Source organism: Mesorhizobium sp. P160927 (genome assembly GCF_057766385.1).
Genome location: NZ_JBYMDW010000001.1, coordinates 3,346,994 through 3,362,657, shown reverse-complemented (window position 1 = coordinate 3,362,657; position 15,664 = coordinate 3,346,994). Strand labels below are relative to the sequence as shown.

The 15,664-nt window shown below is 62.7% G+C and carries 15 protein-coding genes and 1 pseudogene; 7 read left to right on the top strand and 9 right to left on the bottom strand.

The window, feature by feature from the left end:
* Positions 1-44: 44 nt before the first annotated feature.
* Genes AC3CB8_RS16110 through rsmA form a run of 3 tightly spaced genes read left to right on the top strand, consistent with a single transcriptional unit; the run spans position 45 to position 2,840 of the window.
* Positions 45-977, top strand: coding sequence for a peptidylprolyl isomerase (locus AC3CB8_RS16110; protein WP_023773401.1), 933 nt, complete (start codon positions 45-47; stop codon positions 975-977).
* 13 nt (positions 978-990) lie between these two features.
* A complete protein-coding gene (gene pdxA, locus AC3CB8_RS16105; protein WP_352565131.1) occupies positions 991-2,004 on the top strand; it encodes a 4-hydroxythreonine-4-phosphate dehydrogenase PdxA in 1,014 nt (337 codons plus the stop codon).
* Positions 2,004-2,840 (top strand): 16S rRNA (adenine(1518)-N(6)/adenine(1519)-N(6))-dimethyltransferase RsmA, encoded by an 837-nt coding sequence (gene rsmA, locus AC3CB8_RS16100; protein ID WP_352565129.1) that lies wholly within the window; start codon positions 2,004-2,006, stop codon positions 2,838-2,840. Before pdxA ends, rsmA begins: the two co-directional genes overlap by 1 nt.
* Positions 2,841-2,891: 51 nt before the next feature.
* Here the strand turns inward: rsmA and gmk are convergent, their stop codons facing one another.
* From gmk to fabD, 8 genes and pseudogenes are all read right to left on the bottom strand, one after another.
* Complete coding sequence (gmk, locus tag AC3CB8_RS16095) at positions 2,892-3,548, bottom strand: guanylate kinase (protein ID WP_352565208.1); 657 nt, start codon at positions 3,546-3,548, stop codon at positions 2,892-2,894.
* A 21-nt stretch (positions 3,549-3,569) separates the two neighbouring features.
* The gene (locus AC3CB8_RS16090; protein WP_023773398.1) at positions 3,570-4,460 is read right to left on the bottom strand and encodes a YicC/YloC family endoribonuclease; all 891 of its coding nucleotides are present in this window, start codon (positions 4,458-4,460) and stop codon (positions 3,570-3,572) included.
* Positions 4,461-4,615: 155 nt separating this feature from the next.
* Positions 4,616-5,896: an endolytic transglycosylase MltG gene (gene mltG / locus AC3CB8_RS16085; RefSeq protein ID WP_352565126.1), complete on the bottom strand. Its 1,281-nt coding sequence runs from the start codon at positions 5,894-5,896 to the stop codon at positions 4,616-4,618.
* Between the two features lie 102 nt (positions 5,897-5,998).
* Positions 5,999-7,261, bottom strand: a complete 1,263-nt coding sequence (fabF, locus tag AC3CB8_RS16080) for a beta-ketoacyl-ACP synthase II (protein WP_023773396.1) — start codon at positions 7,259-7,261, stop codon at positions 5,999-6,001.
* A gap of 34 nt (positions 7,262-7,295) precedes the next feature.
* On the bottom strand, positions 7,296-7,532 hold the full coding sequence (locus tag AC3CB8_RS16075; protein ID WP_006203723.1) for an acyl carrier protein: 237 nt from the start codon (positions 7,530-7,532) through the stop codon (positions 7,296-7,298).
* Positions 7,533-7,743: 211 nt separating this feature from the next.
* A complete protein-coding gene (fabG, locus tag AC3CB8_RS16070) occupies positions 7,744-8,481 on the bottom strand; it encodes a 3-oxoacyl-[acyl-carrier-protein] reductase (protein WP_023782888.1) in 738 nt (245 codons plus the stop codon).
* A gap of 31 nt (positions 8,482-8,512) precedes the next feature.
* Positions 8,513-8,635 (bottom strand): annotated as a pseudogene (locus AC3CB8_RS16065) (type II toxin-antitoxin system RelE family toxin); the annotation flags it as partial.
* A 22-nt stretch (positions 8,636-8,657) separates the two neighbouring features.
* The gene (gene fabD / locus AC3CB8_RS16060) at positions 8,658-9,608 is read right to left on the bottom strand and encodes an ACP S-malonyltransferase (RefSeq protein ID WP_023773393.1); all 951 of its coding nucleotides are present in this window, start codon (positions 9,606-9,608) and stop codon (positions 8,658-8,660) included.
* A 243-nt stretch (positions 9,609-9,851) separates the two neighbouring features.
* Between fabD and AC3CB8_RS16055 the strand changes: the two genes are divergently transcribed.
* Positions 9,852-11,813: an LTA synthase family protein gene (locus AC3CB8_RS16055; protein ID WP_352565124.1), complete on the top strand. Its 1,962-nt coding sequence runs from the start codon at positions 9,852-9,854 to the stop codon at positions 11,811-11,813.
* Between the two features lie 52 nt (positions 11,814-11,865).
* Here AC3CB8_RS16055 and AC3CB8_RS16050 read toward each other — a convergent pair whose 3' ends face one another.
* On the bottom strand, positions 11,866-13,512 hold the full coding sequence (locus AC3CB8_RS16050) for a pilus assembly protein TadG-related protein (RefSeq protein ID WP_352565122.1): 1,647 nt from the start codon (positions 13,510-13,512) through the stop codon (positions 11,866-11,868).
* 459 nt (positions 13,513-13,971) lie between these two features.
* Here AC3CB8_RS16050 and rpsF point away from each other — a divergent pair, with 459 nt between their 5' ends.
* The 3 genes from rpsF (at position 13,972) to rplI (ending at position 15,506) form a co-directional block, all read left to right on the top strand.
* The gene (gene rpsF / locus AC3CB8_RS16045; protein WP_015318508.1) at positions 13,972-14,460 is read left to right on the top strand and encodes a 30S ribosomal protein S6; all 489 of its coding nucleotides are present in this window, start codon (positions 13,972-13,974) and stop codon (positions 14,458-14,460) included.
* Positions 14,460-14,708: a 30S ribosomal protein S18 gene (gene rpsR / locus AC3CB8_RS16040; RefSeq protein WP_006203718.1), complete on the top strand. Its 249-nt coding sequence runs from the start codon at positions 14,460-14,462 to the stop codon at positions 14,706-14,708. Before rpsF ends, rpsR begins: the two co-directional genes overlap by 1 nt.
* A gap of 213 nt (positions 14,709-14,921) precedes the next feature.
* Positions 14,922-15,506: a 50S ribosomal protein L9 gene (gene rplI, locus AC3CB8_RS16035; RefSeq protein ID WP_023773390.1), complete on the top strand. Its 585-nt coding sequence runs from the start codon at positions 14,922-14,924 to the stop codon at positions 15,504-15,506.
* The last annotated feature ends 158 nt before the right edge of the window (positions 15,507-15,664 follow it).

Sequence of the window (15,664 nt, the reverse complement as noted above, 5' to 3'; positions counted from 1 at the left end):
ATCCGGAAGGGGACGGAACGGGCGGAGCCGGGAATAGAATTGGGATGCCAAGGATGAGGAAATACCTCTTTTCAGCAGGGTTCGCGTTGCTTGTGGCGGCGACATCCGTGTCGATGACCGTCATGACGCCGCCGGCTTTCGCCAGCGAGATCAAATACGTCGTCAACGACATACCGATCACCACCGGTGATATCGCCCATCGTGCCGCCTTCCTGAAGCTGCAGCGCAAAAAGGGTGATGCTGGCCAGGAAATGATCGACCAAACGCTGCGCCTCGCCGAGGCCAGGCGGCTTGGCATCCGCATCAACGATGCCCAGGTCGAGGCCGCTTATCAGCGCTTTGCCACCAACAACAAAATGCAGCTCGGCCAACTCGACGGCGTCATGGAAAAATCCGGTGTCGGCAAGGATCATTTCAAGGAGTTCATCCGCGCCCAGATGGCCTGGAATCAGGCCCTGAGCGCGCGCTACCGTTCCGGCGAAGGCGGCAGCGTGACCGAACAGGACGCGGTGCGACGCATGCTCGACAAGGGCGGCGCCAAGCCGAGCGCCATGGAATACATGCTGCAGCAGGTCATCTTCGTCGTGCCCGCGGCCGAACGCAGCGCGACGCTGGCCAAGCGCAAGCGCGAGGCCGACGCCATGCGCGCTCGCTTCAACGGCTGCAACACGACGCGCGAGTTCGCCAAGGGCCTGATCGACGTCACGGTTCGTGATCTCGGCCGGATTCTGGCACCGCAACTGCCGCCAGACTGGGCCGAGCAGATCAAAGCGACCAAGGTCGGCGGCGCCACCGTTACGCGCGAGACCGAACGCGGCGTCGAATTCATCGGCATTTGCTCTTCGCGCGAAGTGTCCGACGACAAGACCGCCCAGATGGTGTTCCAGAGCGAAGGTTCCAACGACAAGGCCGCAGACGATCTCAGCAAGAAATATGTCGACGAGCTGAAGGCCAAAGCCCGCATCGTCAAGCGCTGACGTGGGTAGCGCGATGACCGCGCTGGCGTTGAGTGTCGGCGACCCATCCGGTATCGGCCCTGAAATAGCCATCGCCGCCTTCCTTGCGCGTGACGATGTCGGCTTGCCCCCCTTCTATCTGCTGGCCGACCCGGCTGCGGTCGCCACACGCGCGCGGCACCTCGGCGTTTTGCTGCCCGTCGAGGAGGTGACGCCGGTGCAGGCGACCGAGGTCTTTGGCCACGCCTTGCCGGTCGTTCCGCTGACGGCCCGCTTCATCGACAGCCCCGGCCGGCCGGACCCGGCCAATGCGGCCGGCATCGTCGAAGCGATCGACCGAGCGGTCGCCGCCTGCCTTGCCGGTGAGGCCGCCGCCATCGTGACCTGCCCGATTGCCAAGAAGCCGCTCTACGATGCGGGCTTCCTTTTTCCCGGCCACACCGAATATCTGGCGCATCTCGCGGCTCGGCACAGCGGCGTCGAGGCGATGCCGGTGATGATGCTGGCAGGCCCGGACCTGCGCACGGTTCCCGTCACCATCCACATCGCCCTGGCCGAGGTGCCGAAGGCCCTGAGCACCGAATTGATCGTTGCAACCGCGCGCATCACCGCGGCCGACCTTGCCAGCCGCTTCGGTATCGCCAAGCCGCGGCTCGCCATTGCCGGCCTCAATCCGCATGCCGGCGAAGGCGGCTCCATGGGCACGGAAGACGAGCATGTCGTGCGCCCGGCGGTCGACATCCTGCGCGCCGAAGGCATCGATGCTTTCGGCCCCCTGCCCGCCGACACGCTGTTCCATGCCCGTGCGCGAGCAGGCTACGACGCAGCACTTTGCATGTATCACGATCAGGCCTTGATCCCGGCCAAGGCGCTGGCCTTCGACGACGCGGTCAATGTCACGCTGGGGCTGCCCTTCATCCGCACCTCGCCGGACCACGGCACCGCCTTCGACATCGCCGGCAAGGGCATCGCGCGGCCCGACAGCCTGATCGCGGCGCTGAAGCTCGCCAGAAAACTCGCCGACACCCACGCGAAGGCCGGGGCCTGATGAGCATCGATGGGCTGACACCGCTGCGCGACGTCATCGAGCGTCATGGACTGCAGGCGAAAAAGGCGCTTGGGCAGAACTTCCTGCTCGACCTCAATTTGACAGGCAAGATCGCGCGCAGCGCCGGCGACCTGACAAATGCCACGGTGATCGAGGTCGGGCCTGGGCCCGGAGGGCTGACGAGGGCGCTGCTTTCCAACGGCGCCCGCCGGGTCGTCGCCATAGAACGCGACGAACGCTGCCTGGCAGCGCTTGCCGAAATCTCGGCTCATTACCCCGGCCGGCTGGAGGTGATTTCGGGCGACGCGCTGAAGACCGACTTCGCCGCCCTCGCCGCGGCGGCTGGAGACAATGGGCAAGTGCGGATCGTGGCCAATCTGCCCTACAACATTGGCACGGAACTGCTGGTCCGATGGCTGACGGTCACGGACTGGCCGCCGTTCTATGCCTCGATGACTTTGATGTTCCAGCGCGAGGTCGCCCAGCGCATCGTCGCAGCGCCCGACAGCGACGCCTATGGCAGGCTGAGTGTGCTCGCCGGCTGGCGCACGCAGGCCAGGATCGCCTTCGACGTGCCGCCTCAGGCCTTCACGCCACCGCCCAAGGTCACCTCTTCGGTGGTGCATCTCGAACCCCGCACGACACCCCTGCCGGCCGATGTGAAGAAACTCGGTCGAGTCACGGAAGCCGCCTTCGGCCAACGCCGAAAGATGTTGCGGCAAAGCGTGAAAAGCCTTGGCGGCGAGGCCTTGCTCGAACGAGTGGGGATCGACCCGACACGACGCGCCGAAACGCTTAGCGTCGAGGAGTTCGTGCGGTTGACCAATGCGGTTTAGCTCTCTCCTCCCCGCTCACGCAGGGCTGTCTGGAGAGAAGGAAAAAAGCGGTCAATCCGTCTTCTCGTCCAGCAAGCCCGATACGAAATCGAAAAGACCCGGCCGGCGGTCGCGGCGCAGCCGCTCGGCCACGACGATGCCGCGCACTTCAGCGAAAGCACGGTCTAGATCGTCGTTGACGATGACGAAGTCATATTCCTTCCAGTGCTCGATCTCGTTGCGGGCGTTCTTGAGCCGCGTCTCGATCACTGCTTCCTGATCCTCGGCGCGGCGCTTCAGCCGAGCCTTCAATTCCTTCATCGACGGAGGCAGGATGAAGATCGAGACGATGTCGGCGCGCATCTTCTCCTTGAGCTGCTGGGCGCCCTGCCAGTCGATGTCGAACAGCATGTCGCGTCCCTGCGCCAGCGCCAGTTCGGCAGGCTCGCGCGGCGTCGCATAGCAATTCCCATGCACTTCGGCCCACTCGAGCAGCGCGTCGGAATCCCGCAGCCGCTCGAATTCGCGCATCGTGCTGAAATGGTAGTGAACGCCCTCGATTTCCGAGCCGCGGCGAGGCCTTGTGGTGACCGAGACCGACAGTTCGAGGCTGGAATCGCTCTCCAGAAGGTTGCGCGCGATCGTCGACTTGCCGGCACCCGATGGTGACGACAGGACGAGCATCAAGCCCCGGCGGCGGATGCGGGATCCCAAATCCCTGGCAACCATCGGTTCCTTGGCAACCATCGGCTACTCCAGATTCTGGACCTGTTCACGAAACTGGTCGACGACCGCCTTCAGTTCCAGCCCGATCGCGGTGACGGCGGCGGCATTCGACTTCGAACACAGCGTATTCGATTCACGGTTAAATTCTTGTGCCAGAAAATCGAGCTTGCGGCCAACGGCGCCGCCGCCCTCGAGCAAGGCCCGGCCAGACGCGACGTGCGTTTTCAGCCGGTCGATTTCTTCGCGAATATCGGCCTTGGTGGCAAGAAACGCCGCCTCCATGTGCAATCGGCTTGCATCCAGATTGGCGGATGCGTCCATCAACAGCCTGACCTGCTCGGCGATGCGTTCGCGGATCGCCACCGTCTCGCGCGACGGGTCCGCTTCCGCGCGCAGCGTCAGTGTCTCGATGGTGTCGATATGACCTGACAAGAGCAGGGCCAGTGCGGCACCTTCGCCCTGCCGGGCCTGTTCCAGGCCGTTCAGCGCCACGTCGAGCGCGGCCATGATGGCGGTGTCGAGCGCGGCCCGCGCCTCGTCGGTTTCGATGGTTTCGGGAACGTCGAGCACACCACGCAGCGACAGCAATCCGTCAGCCGTCGCGGGCGCAACGCCGAACTGTTCCTGCAATCGCTTGGCCAGGCCGGCGAGATCTTTCAGAAACACCTCGTTGACCACTGGTTGCGCCTGGGCGCCGGCGGCACGGCCGATGGTCAGCGTCGCCTGGAAGTTGCCGCGCGCGAAACGCTTCTGCAGCGTTTGCCGAAGCACAGGCTCCAACCGCTCGAACCCCTGAGGCAGCCGCAACCGCACCTCAACGCTCTTGCCGTTGACGGATTTGACTTCCCAGGCAATGGAGGTGCCGTCATGCTCGGCGACGGCGCGCGCAAAACCGGTCATGCTCTGCAAATTCATGTCGCCTGCACATCCCTGGCGCCTCACCCCGAAACCGGTTTTCCGGAGGGACAAGTGCGGCTTAAAATGATCACTCCGCGAATACGTCGAAATCGGACGCCTGGCGTTCCTTCAAATGTCAGGCCGCCGCCTTCCAGGCAACGCTTTTCTTCGCCTTACTGGGCCGCGCCCGCATCACCGCCCGCATCGCCATTGTCGCCATCGGTGCCGCTGTCAATGGCAGGCCTGTCGTCAGCAGGCTTGTCGTCAGCAGGCGTGTCGGCACTGCCGCCGGTACCGGCGGCAGCAGCAGCCTTGGCTGCCTCATCGGCCTGCTTCTTCTGCAGCGCGCGATAGCGGGCGACGTTTTCATTATGCTCGTTCAGTGTCGAGGCAAAGACATGACCGCCCGTGCCGTCGGCGACAAAATAGAGATCTTCGGTCTTCGACGGATTGGCCACGGCCTCAAGGGCCGCGCGGCCCGGATTGGCGATCGGTGTCGGCGGCAAGCCGCTGATCACATAGGTGTTGTAAGGCGTCTGCTTCTGGATGTCGGACTGATAGATCGGGCGATCCGCCGGCTTGCCCTTGCCGCCAAACAGACCGTAGATGATGGTCGGATCGGACTGTAGACGCATGCCCTTGGCCAACCGGTTCAGGAAGACGGCGGCCACGCGTGAGCGTTCATCGCCCTTGCCGGTTTCCTTCTCGACGATCGAGGCCAGGGTGACAAAGTCCTCGACACTGGCCAGGGGCAGATCCGGCGCGCGCCGCTGCCACACCTCATCGACCAGTTTCTTCTGATCGGCGAGCAGCTTGTCGACCATCTGCTGACGCGTTGCGCCACGCGTGAAGCGTAGCGTGTCGGTGGCAAGGCTGCCCTCGGGGGGCGTCTTCGCCGGCATATCGCCGCTCAAAGCGGGTTCGTCGGCGATGCGCTGCAAGGCCTGCTCGACCGTCAGCCCCTCGGGAATAGTCAGCGAATACATCACCGACTTGCCGCTCTTCAGCAGTTCCATGATGTCGCGCATGGATGCCCTGGGCTTGATCTCGTACTCACCGGCCTTGAGCGCGGAATCGTTGCCGAAGGCACGCACGCCGAGGCGGAACACGCGGGCGTCGCTGATCAGTCCGCGGCGCTCGAGCTGGTCGGCAATGTCCTGGACCCCGGTGCTGGGCTTGACAAGGAAAGTGTCGCCATTAGCGGATGGGCCGGGTTCGGTAAATTCCTGCTTGCCGAAATAGAGGGCCACGCCCGCCGCCAGAACCATCAGCATCACCGCGGAGAGGACGAAGTTCATGAACACGACGACCTGGCTGCGCGAAGCGCGCGAGCGTTTCGGCGGCGGTGTTCCGGCTTCCGGCCGCAAGGCTTCGCTGGCCGTCTTCGGCACGATTGGCCCGGTGTTCGCCGGCCTTTGCCCGAATTCTCCGTTGCCCGACGGATTAGTGTTCATGTCGCCCTACCGTTCGATCTCTCAACGAATCCCCTGCGGCAGAGTAGGGGTGAATATGGCAAAATTCACGACACGCCAAAGCATTGTCCGGCAACCGGACCGTCAGCCATTATACCGCTGGAAGACGAGCGAGGCGTTGGTGCCGCCAAAGCCGAAGGAATTGGACAGTGCCACGTCGATCTGGCGGGCGCGTGGCTTGTTCGGCACCAGGTCGATCGCGGTTTCGCGTTCTGGATTGTCGAGGTTGATGGTCGCCGGTGCGATATTGTCGCGGATGGCGAGGATCGAAAAGATCGCCTCGGCCGCGCCTGCCGCTCCCAGCAAATGGCCGATCGACGATTTGGTCGACGACATCGAGATCTTCGACGCCGCATCGCCGACCAGCCGCTCGACAGCGCCGAGTTCGATCGTATCGGCCATGGTCGAGGTGCCGTGCGCATTGATGTAGTCGACATCGGCCGGCGTAAGCTTTGCCCGGTTCAATGCCGCCGTCATGCAACGGAAAGCGCCGTCGCCATCTTCAGCCGGTGCGGTGATGTGATAGGCGTCGCCGGTCAGGCCGTAGCCGGTCACCTCGGCATAGATCTTGGCGCCGCGCGCCTTGGCATGCTCGAGCTCCTCCAGCACGAGGACGCCGGCGCCCTCGCCCATGACGAAGCCGTCACGGTCGCGGTCATAGGGCCGCGAGGCCGTTTGCGGGGTATCGTTGCGCTCGGTCGACAGCGCCCGGCACGCGGCGAAGCCGGCGAGCGACAGCCGGGTCACCGGCGATTCGGCGCCGCCAGCCAGCATGATGTCGGCATCGCCGAAGATGATCAGCCGGGCGGCGTCTCCAATGGCGTGCGCACCGGTCGAGCAAGCGGTGACGACTGCGTGGTTGGGGCCTTTCAACCCGTGCCGGATCGAAACCTGGCCCGAAACGAGATTGATGATGTTTCCGGGAATGAAGAACGGGCTGATGCGGCGCGGGCCGCGTTCCTTGAGGATGATCGCGTTCTCGGCGATGCCCTCAAGACCGCCGATACCGGAGCCGATCAGCACACCGGTGGCGCAACGCTCCTCCTCGGTTGAAGGCTGCCAGCCCGAATCCTTCAGCGCTTCATCGGCGGCCGCGATCCCGTACAGGATGAAGTCGCCGATCTTGCGAAGTTCCTTCGGCTCAAGAATGGCTTCGGGATTGAGCGTGCCGTTGGAGCCGTCGCCGCGCGGAATGACGTGGGCGATCTTGCAGGCAAGATCGTCCACCTCGAACTCGGTGACGCGCTTGGCAGCGCTGCGGCCGGTCAGCAGTTCCTTCCAGCCGTGCTCGAAGCCCATACCGAACGGCGAAACCAGGCCAAGGCCCGTGACGACGACACGCCTCATCGCAGGTCCTCCCCGGTGACCACTGCGAAAAGCGTCAGGCCGAAGCCTTGTCGATGTACTTCACCGCATCGCCGACCGTCAGGATGGTCTCGGCCGCGTCATCGGGGATCTCGACGCCGAATTCTTCTTCGAACGCCATGACGAGTTCAACTGTGTCGAGGCTGTCAGCGCCCAGATCATCGATGAAGCTCGCCTGCTCCGTCACTTTGTCGGCATCGACGCCAAGGTGCTCGATGACGATCTTCTTGACGCGCTCTGCGGTGTCACTCATTTGGGGCATCCTCGTCTTTTGTTTGTCTGTCTTCGTTAGCGGGCGGAATGCCGCTAATCAAGCTGAAAGATGGTCCTGCCGGAAACGCAACGGCCACGGACCGGTTTTGCCCGAACCGCCGGGTTGCGGGCCGCATTACACGAAAAATAGCCGAGGTCCAAGCCGAAATGGTGGGTTTTCACAGCCCGTCGGTGTTGCTCTCGGACCTCGCTCAGATCATCGCCATACCGCCATTCACATGAATGGTCTGCCCGGTTACGTAGGCTGCCTCATTCGAAGCCAGATAGGCAACGGCGGATGCGACTTCGGCACTGGTGCCCATGCGCCTGGTGGGGATGGCCGCCATGATCGCCTCTTTCTGCTTGTCATTGAGCTTGTCGGTCATTGCCGATTCGATGAAGCCCGGCGCGACGCAGTTGACGGTGATGTTGCGGGTGGCGATCTCCTGCGCCAGCGATTTGGACAAGCCGATCATGCCGGCCTTGGAGGCGCAGTAATTCGCCTGGCCGGGATTGCCGGTCACCCCGACCACCGAAGTGATGTTGATGATGCGCCCATGGCGGCGGCGCATCATCGGGTGAGTGAGTTCACGGGTCAGCCGGAAAACGGCGGTGAGATTGACCTCCAGCACCGTATCCCAGTCGGCGTCCGACATGCGCACGAACAGGCCGTCCTTGGTGATGCCGGCATTGTTGACCAGGATGTCGACGCCCTCCAGATCGGCCTCCGCCTTCTGGCCGAGTGCCTTGACCTCGTCGCGGTTCGACAGGTTGGCCGGGAACAGCTTGACCCGGTCGCCCAGTTCGGAGGCCAGCGTCTCCAGTTTCTCGACGCGCGTGCCGTGCAGGCCGACGGTCGCGCCTTGCGCATGCAACACCCTGGCGATGGCCTCGCCGATGCCCCCCGATGCGCCGGTAACAAGCGCCTTGCGGCCGGTCAGTTCGAACATCTCTTGTCCTCTTCTCAAATCGTACGGACGGTTATCGATAAACATCACCCCGATGGCCAATCGTTACCACCAGAATGACCAGCCGCCTGTCCTGTACATCGCAGATTACGCGGTAATCCCCAATCCGATATCTCCAAAAAGTCGTCAAAGAAGATGTCGGCGGCGAAGAATTCAAGTCACAGCGCAGCCACAGCCGCCTCCACCTCGGCTGCGGAACCCACGGAGGCGGTGGCGATGTCGCGGTTGATGCGACGAGCCAATCCTGAAAGCACCTTGCCGGCACCGATCTCGTAAAGCGTGGTGACGCCGTTGGCGCCGAACCATTCCACCGTTTCGCGCCAGCGGACGCGACCGGTCACCTGCTCGACCAGGCGCCCGGCGATCCCGTCAGGATCGGTGGACGGCTGCACCGATACGTTGGACACCACGGGAACGATGGGCGCGGTCGTTGTCACGCCGGCAAGTGCCTCACGCATGACATTGGCCGCCGGCGTCATCAGCGCGGAATGGAAGGGCGCCGAAACCTGCAGCATCAGCGCCCGTTTGGCGCCTTTTGCGGTGCACAGTTTCGCTGCCAGTTCAACCGCCGCCTTCGCCCCCGATATGACCAGTTGGCCGCCGCCATTGTCGTTCGCCACCTGGCAGACGGCCCCCTTGCCAGCCCCCAGGGCGGCCTCAACGCAGGCGGCTTCGACATCGGCCTGCTCCAACCCGATGATCGCCGCCATGGCGCCCTCGCCGGCCGGCACCGCTGCCTGCATGGCGTTGCCGCGGATGCGCAGCAGACGGGCGGCATCGGCAACGGAAACGAAGCCGGCGGCGGCGAGTGCCGAATATTCGCCCAGCGAATGGCCGGCGACATAAGCGATCTTGTCCTTCAGCGAGAAACCGCGCGTTTCCAGCGCCCTGATCGCCGCCAGCGACACCGCCATCAGCGCCGGCTGCGCATTGGCCGTCAGCGTCAACGTCTCTTCGGGACCTTCCCAGATCAGCTTCGACAGGTTTTCACCGAGCGCGTCATCGACTTCCTGGAAAATCCTGCGTGCCTCGGGAAAGGCATCGGCAAGATCCTTGCCCATCCCTACAGCCTGGCTACCCTGTCCCGGAAAGGTGAATGCAACGGCCATGCGAGGGCTCCCCTGACTGGTTTTGCTTGCCTGATACTACGAATTTTTCCTGCCTGTGACGCAAGGCAGGCCGCCAAGTCAAGCCACTTCAGCCCATGGCAATGGGCCCATCCCTGTGTGAGTGCCTGTTCCGAAAGGCTTTTTGGCGATCACACCTGATGAAAACCGCTCACGAATCGTTCGCTGGCTCTTCTTATTTCCGCCACAGGCGCTAGCTTTGCGTGACAATTATATGACAATCGAATGACGTGGGTTGTCTTCGGGCGGGAAGTTAAAGTGGCAAAGAGTTTCAAACGCGCCGGCAACGCGGCGCCGCAGTTCCTGGAAGACGATCCGTCCACCGGCTATCTGCCGGGTCGTAGATGGCCTGTTGTCCGCTACGGGCTGATCAGCCTAGCGATCTCGGCCGTCCTAGTGTTCGCCATCGAATTGATCGTGCGCGGTGATATCGCCGGCACCGTTTCCTTCTTCCTGCAGCCGTTCAAGCCGGGCTGGACAACCATCGTCGTCTTCGCGCTGGTCCTGATCGGTCTCGACGCGGTCCTCGGCCGCAGTCATCAGAGCCTGATGATCGTTGCGCCGCTGACCCTGTCGCTGGCCTTTGTCGGCCACCAGAAGTCGCATTATCTCGGCGATCCCCTCTACCCGACGGACTTCCTCTACGCCCGCCAGATCTTCGCCCTGTTGCCGCTCTTGGTGCGTGAGCGGCCAGTGACGGCGCTGGCCATGGTCGCGGGCATCGTCGCCGGCCTGTCCCTGCTCGTCTATGGCTGGCGGCTATGGCGCCGCAAGATTCCGGCCCTCAGCCGCAAGGGCCGCCTTGCCCGGCTGACGTTGGCGGTGCCGCTGCTCGCCTTCTTCGTCTCGATCATGGATTACGCCACCTTCTCGTGGACCCGGGACCGGCTGCAGATCATCCCGATCATGTGGGACCAGAAGGAAAACTACGCCTCCAACGGCTTCGCGCTCGCCTTCGCGCTCAACGTGCCGATGGCGCATGTCTCGGCACCGCCGGGCTATTCCGACAAGGCGATCGCGGCGATCGAGCGGCCCGAGGTGACCGCCTCGGTGCCGGCCCAGAAGCCGGACATCATCATCGTCATGAGCGAATCCTTCTGGGATCCAACCAAGCTGCCCGGAGTCACCATTAACCCCGATCCGATGCCCAATGTGCGGGCGCTCCGCTCGGGCTCGATGTTCTCGCCCGAATTCGGCGGCATGACCGCCAACATCGAATTCGAAGCGCTGACCGGCTTTTCCAATGCTTTCCTGCCGGCCGGCAGCATCCCCTACCAGCAATATGTCCGCACCCCGACGCCGTCGATGGCGACCTTCCTGAAGAGCGAAGGCTATAGGGCACGCGCCATCCATCCAGGCACGAACTGGTTCTGGAACCGCGGGGCGGTCTATGCCGATTTCGGTTTCAACGACTTCAAATCGGAAGAGACGCTGGCGCCCATGGAAAAGCGCGGACCGCTGGCATCCGACGCGGCGATGACCGACGAGATCATACGCGAAGCGGACGCCAGCGAGGACCCGGTGTTCTTCTTCGCCGTCAGCCTGCAGAACCACGGCCCCTATGAACCGAACCGTTATTCGAACCCGACCCATTCGGTGCAAGCGCCGATCAGCCAGTGGGCGCGCGACTCGCTGCTCTCTTACGCCGAAGGTTCAGCCGACGCGGATCGCGGCCTTGAACGGCTGATCGAATGGGCCAAGACGCGCGAGCGGCCGACGATTGTCGCGTTTTTCGGTGACCACCTGCCGCCGCTCGGACCGGTCTATGTCGAGACCGGCTTCCTGAAGGACAACGTCGCACCGCGCAAGGAAGCGACGCCGGAAGCCGCCCTCGAACATCACGCGACACCGCTGATCATCTGGTCGAACCGCTCGGGCCCGGTCGAGAACCTGGGCACGGTCAGCCCCGCGTTCCTGCCCTATCATATCCTCACCGCCGCCGGCATCACCCATCCTTACTACACCGGCTTCCTGGGCGAGATGCGGGAGCGCTATCGCGTTGTCGACCGCAACCTGCTGCTCACCCCGGCCGGCGCGGCCACGCCCGACTGGTCGCGTCAGAAGGAGATCGACCCGGCGATCCGCGATTTCCAGCTGATCCAGTATGACATGATGTTCGGCAAGCGCCATGCCGCGCCCGACTTCTTCCCCGAAACGGTCGACAAGGTCGTCCCCCATACGAGTTGAACCGATCGGCGGGCGATTGATTTCCCTGCCGCGCGCCTTCGGATCAGCCAACTCAGTTCGTCAGTTGCAGCTTCGAAAATTTGTTGGCGATCTGCAGAAACACGTTCGGCAGCTTGGTCGGATCGTTGACGGCACAATAGTCGCTGGGGGCCGAGGCGCAGGCGCTGTAAAGGGTGCGGTTGGCGGCGGTGTCGGATTGTAGCACCATGGTGTAGATTTGCACGCCCTCATCCTTCAATTGAGTGCAGACGCTCTTGGTCCACCCGTCGACGTTGCGCGCCGCTGCCGTCTGGTTGTCCGATCCGAAACGGCCACCCGCGAGATAGCCATAAGATGTGTAGTCGGATTTGGTTGGCTGTTCGCTGGCGCCATAAACGACATTCTCGCCGTCGGTGAGCAGCAGCACGATCTTGCTAACGCCTGGTGTTTTCCATGGCGCGCCGTCAGTGTACGGCGCGCCAGGCGAGAGCACGCGCATGCCCCATGACAGGCCCTCGGAAACATTGGTCCCGGAGCCGTTCCACTCAGTCATCTGACTGGCTGCCTTGCGCAGTTTGTCGAAATCGCCGGTCAGGGGAACCACCGGTGTCGGACACGCACGGTTCGGGCCTACGGTGATGGCGGAGCCGGTCTCGGTGATGAGTTCCCTGGCGGGCGCGACATATTTGGCGATCTTTTCCTTGGCGGAATTTCCAGGCGCCAACACATCGCCAAGAAGATCACTGAAATCGATACGCAGGAGGTTGCCTTTCTGCTTGGCGAGCTTGGCCTTGTCGCTGACGTCGTCCAGATAGGAGTTATTGTAATATTTAGCCGAATTGCCATAGGACGCTGACGGCATCTGGGCATCTTCCGGGTCGTCCGGTGCAAAATACGGAACGAACAGAGAGTCGGGTTTGGCCGGATCGGGTGGGGTGTCCGAAATATTGTAAGCGCCCGGTCGCGCCTCGACGCAGCCCTTCCATCCTGTGCCGTTCCATCCGGGCTCGGTCCATCCATTCTCCTTGAGCTGCTTGAACAGCGCCATATGATTGGGCCGCTTGCCATCTACGACTGGGAAATTGACGCCATTGGTTGAGGATTTACCGTCCATGTCGACCCATGACGGATCGAATTCGTCGCCATTGACGTTGACGGCCGTGACGAAAGGAACCAGCGAGGCGCGGACCTCGCGCGTCGGCGACTTTGTCGCTTCAAGCGTGTCCAGCAACGATTTCGTCGCTGTTCTCAGCGCGGCAATGCGGACGCCTGCCATAGAACCGGTATTGTCCAGCACCAGCACGACTTCGAGCTGATTGTTCGATTCGACCGCCGAGGCATCGACCACGATGTGCTTGCTCTGACCAAACAGGAAAGCGAAATTCAAGCCGACGTCGGCCGAGGCCACCGCCTTGGTCTTGATGAAATTGACGCCCCGGTCGACGGCCAGGGTCGCCTTGGCGTTGACGAGTTCACCATGCCCGGCGATGTTGGCCTGGAAATAGCGGTCGAAAGCATCGGTGCGGGTAATGTCCAGATCGCCAAGATGGGAAGAGGCAAGATTTGCCGCATCGAGTGCATTCTGCAGGTTGCTCTTTGCCCGCATCATGGTCGAGACGTCGGTCGCGAAGGCCACGGCCGACAGAATGGCCGGCAGCCCCAATCCCATCAGAAGCGCGAAATTGCCGCTCTTCGAGCGCCAGAATCTGTTGAGAAGCATCCTTACCCCGCAAATGCTTGCCGCTCGATATGCGCGGTTATCGGGCTTTTGCGCCTTGCATGATGAATCGACCGTTGACGGCGTGGCTCAACCCTGCACAACCTGACATTGTGGTTAAGGGCCGGTTGCCGGGAAATCGCCAGGCCTTGCCGGCGCTGCCACCTCGTCCTTGCGGCCTGCGACATCAGGGAATGGCGCTTGGCCTTGCTTTATCAGCGGATTGGTTTATAGACGCCGCCAATCTGCCGGTCCCAGCTGGGGGCTGAACGGAGGGCCGGAGGTTTTTTGAAAACCTTCGTGTGAAGCCAGAAGCGCTTCCGCCTCCCGTGTCTCCGCTCTCGACCGTCTCGTCATGCTCCTTTCTTCCCCGCGCCTTTGAGGCACATGCGGGTCAGAGAAGTTGCAGAGGCTTTTGCCGCCGGGAACCGGGAGAGAAACGAAGAAAGGCACTGAACCATAATGGCTCTTTACGAACATGTGTTTCTTGCCCGGCAGGACCTCTCGCAGCAGCAGGTCGATGCGCTTGTCGAACAGTACAAGGGTGTCATCTCAGCGAATGGCGGGTCCGTCGGCCGGGTCGAGAACTGGGGACTGAAGTCCCTCACCTACCGGGTCAACAAGAACCGGAAGGCATACTACACGCTGATGGACCTCACCTGCCCGCCGGCAGCGCTCAACGAGATGGAGCGCCAGATGGGTCTGTCCGAGGACGTGCTGCGTTTCCTGACCATCAAGGTCGAGGCGCATGAGGAAGGCCCTTCGGCCATGATGCAGAAGCGCGAAGAGCGCTCCGAGCGCGGTGGCTTCGGCGATCGCGACCGTGGCGATCGGCCGGCCCGCAGCTTCGGCGACCGCGGCGATCGTGGCCCGCGTTCGTTCGGCGATCGCGAAGGCGGCGACCGTGGTCCGCGCCGTCCGCGCGAAGGTTTTGAAGGGGGTGCAGAATAATGGTCGACATCAACCAGATCCCGACCCGGCGCCCTTTCCATCGCCGCCGCAAGACCTGCCCGTTCTCCGGCGCCAACGCCCCGAAGATCGACTACAAGGACGTGCGTCTTTTGCAGCGCTACATTTCCGAGCGCGGCAAGATCGTGCCGTCGCGCATCACCGCCGTCAGCCAGAAGAAGCAGCGCGAGCTCGCCAAGGCGATCAAGCGCGCCCGTTTCCTCGGCCTGCTGCCCTACGTGGTTCGCTAAGTCTTCCGAACGGGCGGTTCGCCGCCCGTTCCTGTCACCGGCCATGACGGGCATGACCGGTTAGCGTCAAATCCCGAGTTGAGGTCAATACCTCTAACTGCCGCGACAGGCAGGACAGCGACACCGGCGGCAACGCCCTTTTGCTTCCTGACCTGTTCCAGAGAATTCGGCGTCGGCCTTGTGGGCGGACGCCCAACCAAAAGGAACATAATCATGGACGTCATCCTTCTCGAACGCGTCTCCCGCCTCGGCCAGATGGGCGATACCGTCAAGGTCAAGGACGGTTTTGCCCGCAACTTCCTGCTGCCGCAGGGCAAGGCGTTGCGCGCCAACGAAGCCAACAAAAAGAAGTTCGAAGGCCAGCGCGCCCAGCTCGAAGCCCGCAACCTCGAGCGCAAGTCGGAAGCCGCAGAGGTTGCCGAAAAGCTCGACGGCAAGAGCTTCATCGCCGTTCGCTCGGCTGGTGAAACCGGTCAGCTCTACGGTTCGGTGTCGACGCGCGACATCGCCGACCTGCTGATCGCGGAAGGCTTCACGGTCAACCGCAACCAGATCCAGCTCAACCAGCCAATCAAGACCATCGGTGTCACCAATGTGGCGATCGCGCTGCATCCGGAAGTCGAAGTCACCATCACCCTCAACATCGCCCGCACGGCTGACGAAGCCGAGCGCCAGTCCAAGGGCGAGACGCTGACCACCGCCGAAGCCATTTATGGCGACGACATCAACGACAATGCGCGGCCGGAAAACTTCTTCGATCCGAATGCCGAGTTCGAAGGCGGCGAAGAAAACGCCTGATCACATGCGCTCCGAGCGCCGGACCGGCGCTCCGATCATGCTGTCGATTTCCAGTTATTTCTGGACCAATGCCCGGGCCTCTCGCCCGGGCATTTTTGTGCCAAAAGGAACTTTTCGAAACCCTATATATTGATGCAGAGTAGGACAGCCTGTCTGAC

Bases quoted from the DNA above. Each gene is read 5' to 3' on its own strand.
- rpsF (WP_015318508.1), top strand. From the start codon at position 13,972: ATGGCTCTTTACGAACATGTGTTTCTTGCCCGGCAGGACCTCTCGCAG.
- rpsR (WP_006203718.1), top strand. From the start codon at position 14,460: ATGGTCGACATCAACCAGATCCCGACCCGGCGCCCTTTCCATCGCCGC.
- fabG (WP_023782888.1), bottom strand. From the start codon at position 8,481: ATGTTCGAACTGACCGGCCGCAAGGCGCTTGTTACCGGCGCATCGGGG.
- fabF (WP_023773396.1), bottom strand. From the start codon at position 7,261: ATGAGGCGTGTCGTCGTCACGGGCCTTGGCCTGGTTTCGCCGTTCGGT.
- AC3CB8_RS16090 (WP_023773398.1), bottom strand. From the start codon at position 4,460: ATGAATTTGCAGAGCATGACCGGTTTTGCGCGCGCCGTCGCCGAGCAT.
- AC3CB8_RS16050 (WP_352565122.1), bottom strand. From the start codon at position 13,512: ATGCTTCTCAACAGATTCTGGCGCTCGAAGAGCGGCAATTTCGCGCTT.
- AC3CB8_RS16075 (WP_006203723.1), bottom strand. From the start codon at position 7,532: ATGAGTGACACCGCAGAGCGCGTCAAGAAGATCGTCATCGAGCACCTT.
- pdxA (WP_352565131.1), top strand. From the start codon at position 991: ATGACCGCGCTGGCGTTGAGTGTCGGCGACCCATCCGGTATCGGCCCT.
- mltG (WP_352565126.1), bottom strand. From the start codon at position 5,896: ATGAACACTAATCCGTCGGGCAACGGAGAATTCGGGCAAAGGCCGGCG.
- gmk (WP_352565208.1), bottom strand. From the start codon at position 3,548: ATGGTTGCCAGGGATTTGGGATCCCGCATCCGCCGCCGGGGCTTGATG.
- fabD (WP_023773393.1), bottom strand. From the start codon at position 9,608: ATGGCCGTTGCATTCACCTTTCCGGGACAGGGTAGCCAGGCTGTAGGG.
- AC3CB8_RS16110 (WP_023773401.1), top strand. From the start codon at position 45: ATGCCAAGGATGAGGAAATACCTCTTTTCAGCAGGGTTCGCGTTGCTT.
- AC3CB8_RS16055 (WP_352565124.1), top strand. From the start codon at position 9,852: ATGACGTGGGTTGTCTTCGGGCGGGAAGTTAAAGTGGCAAAGAGTTTC.
- rplI (WP_023773390.1), top strand. From the start codon at position 14,922: ATGGACGTCATCCTTCTCGAACGCGTCTCCCGCCTCGGCCAGATGGGC.
- rsmA (WP_352565129.1), top strand. From the start codon at position 2,004: ATGAGCATCGATGGGCTGACACCGCTGCGCGACGTCATCGAGCGTCAT.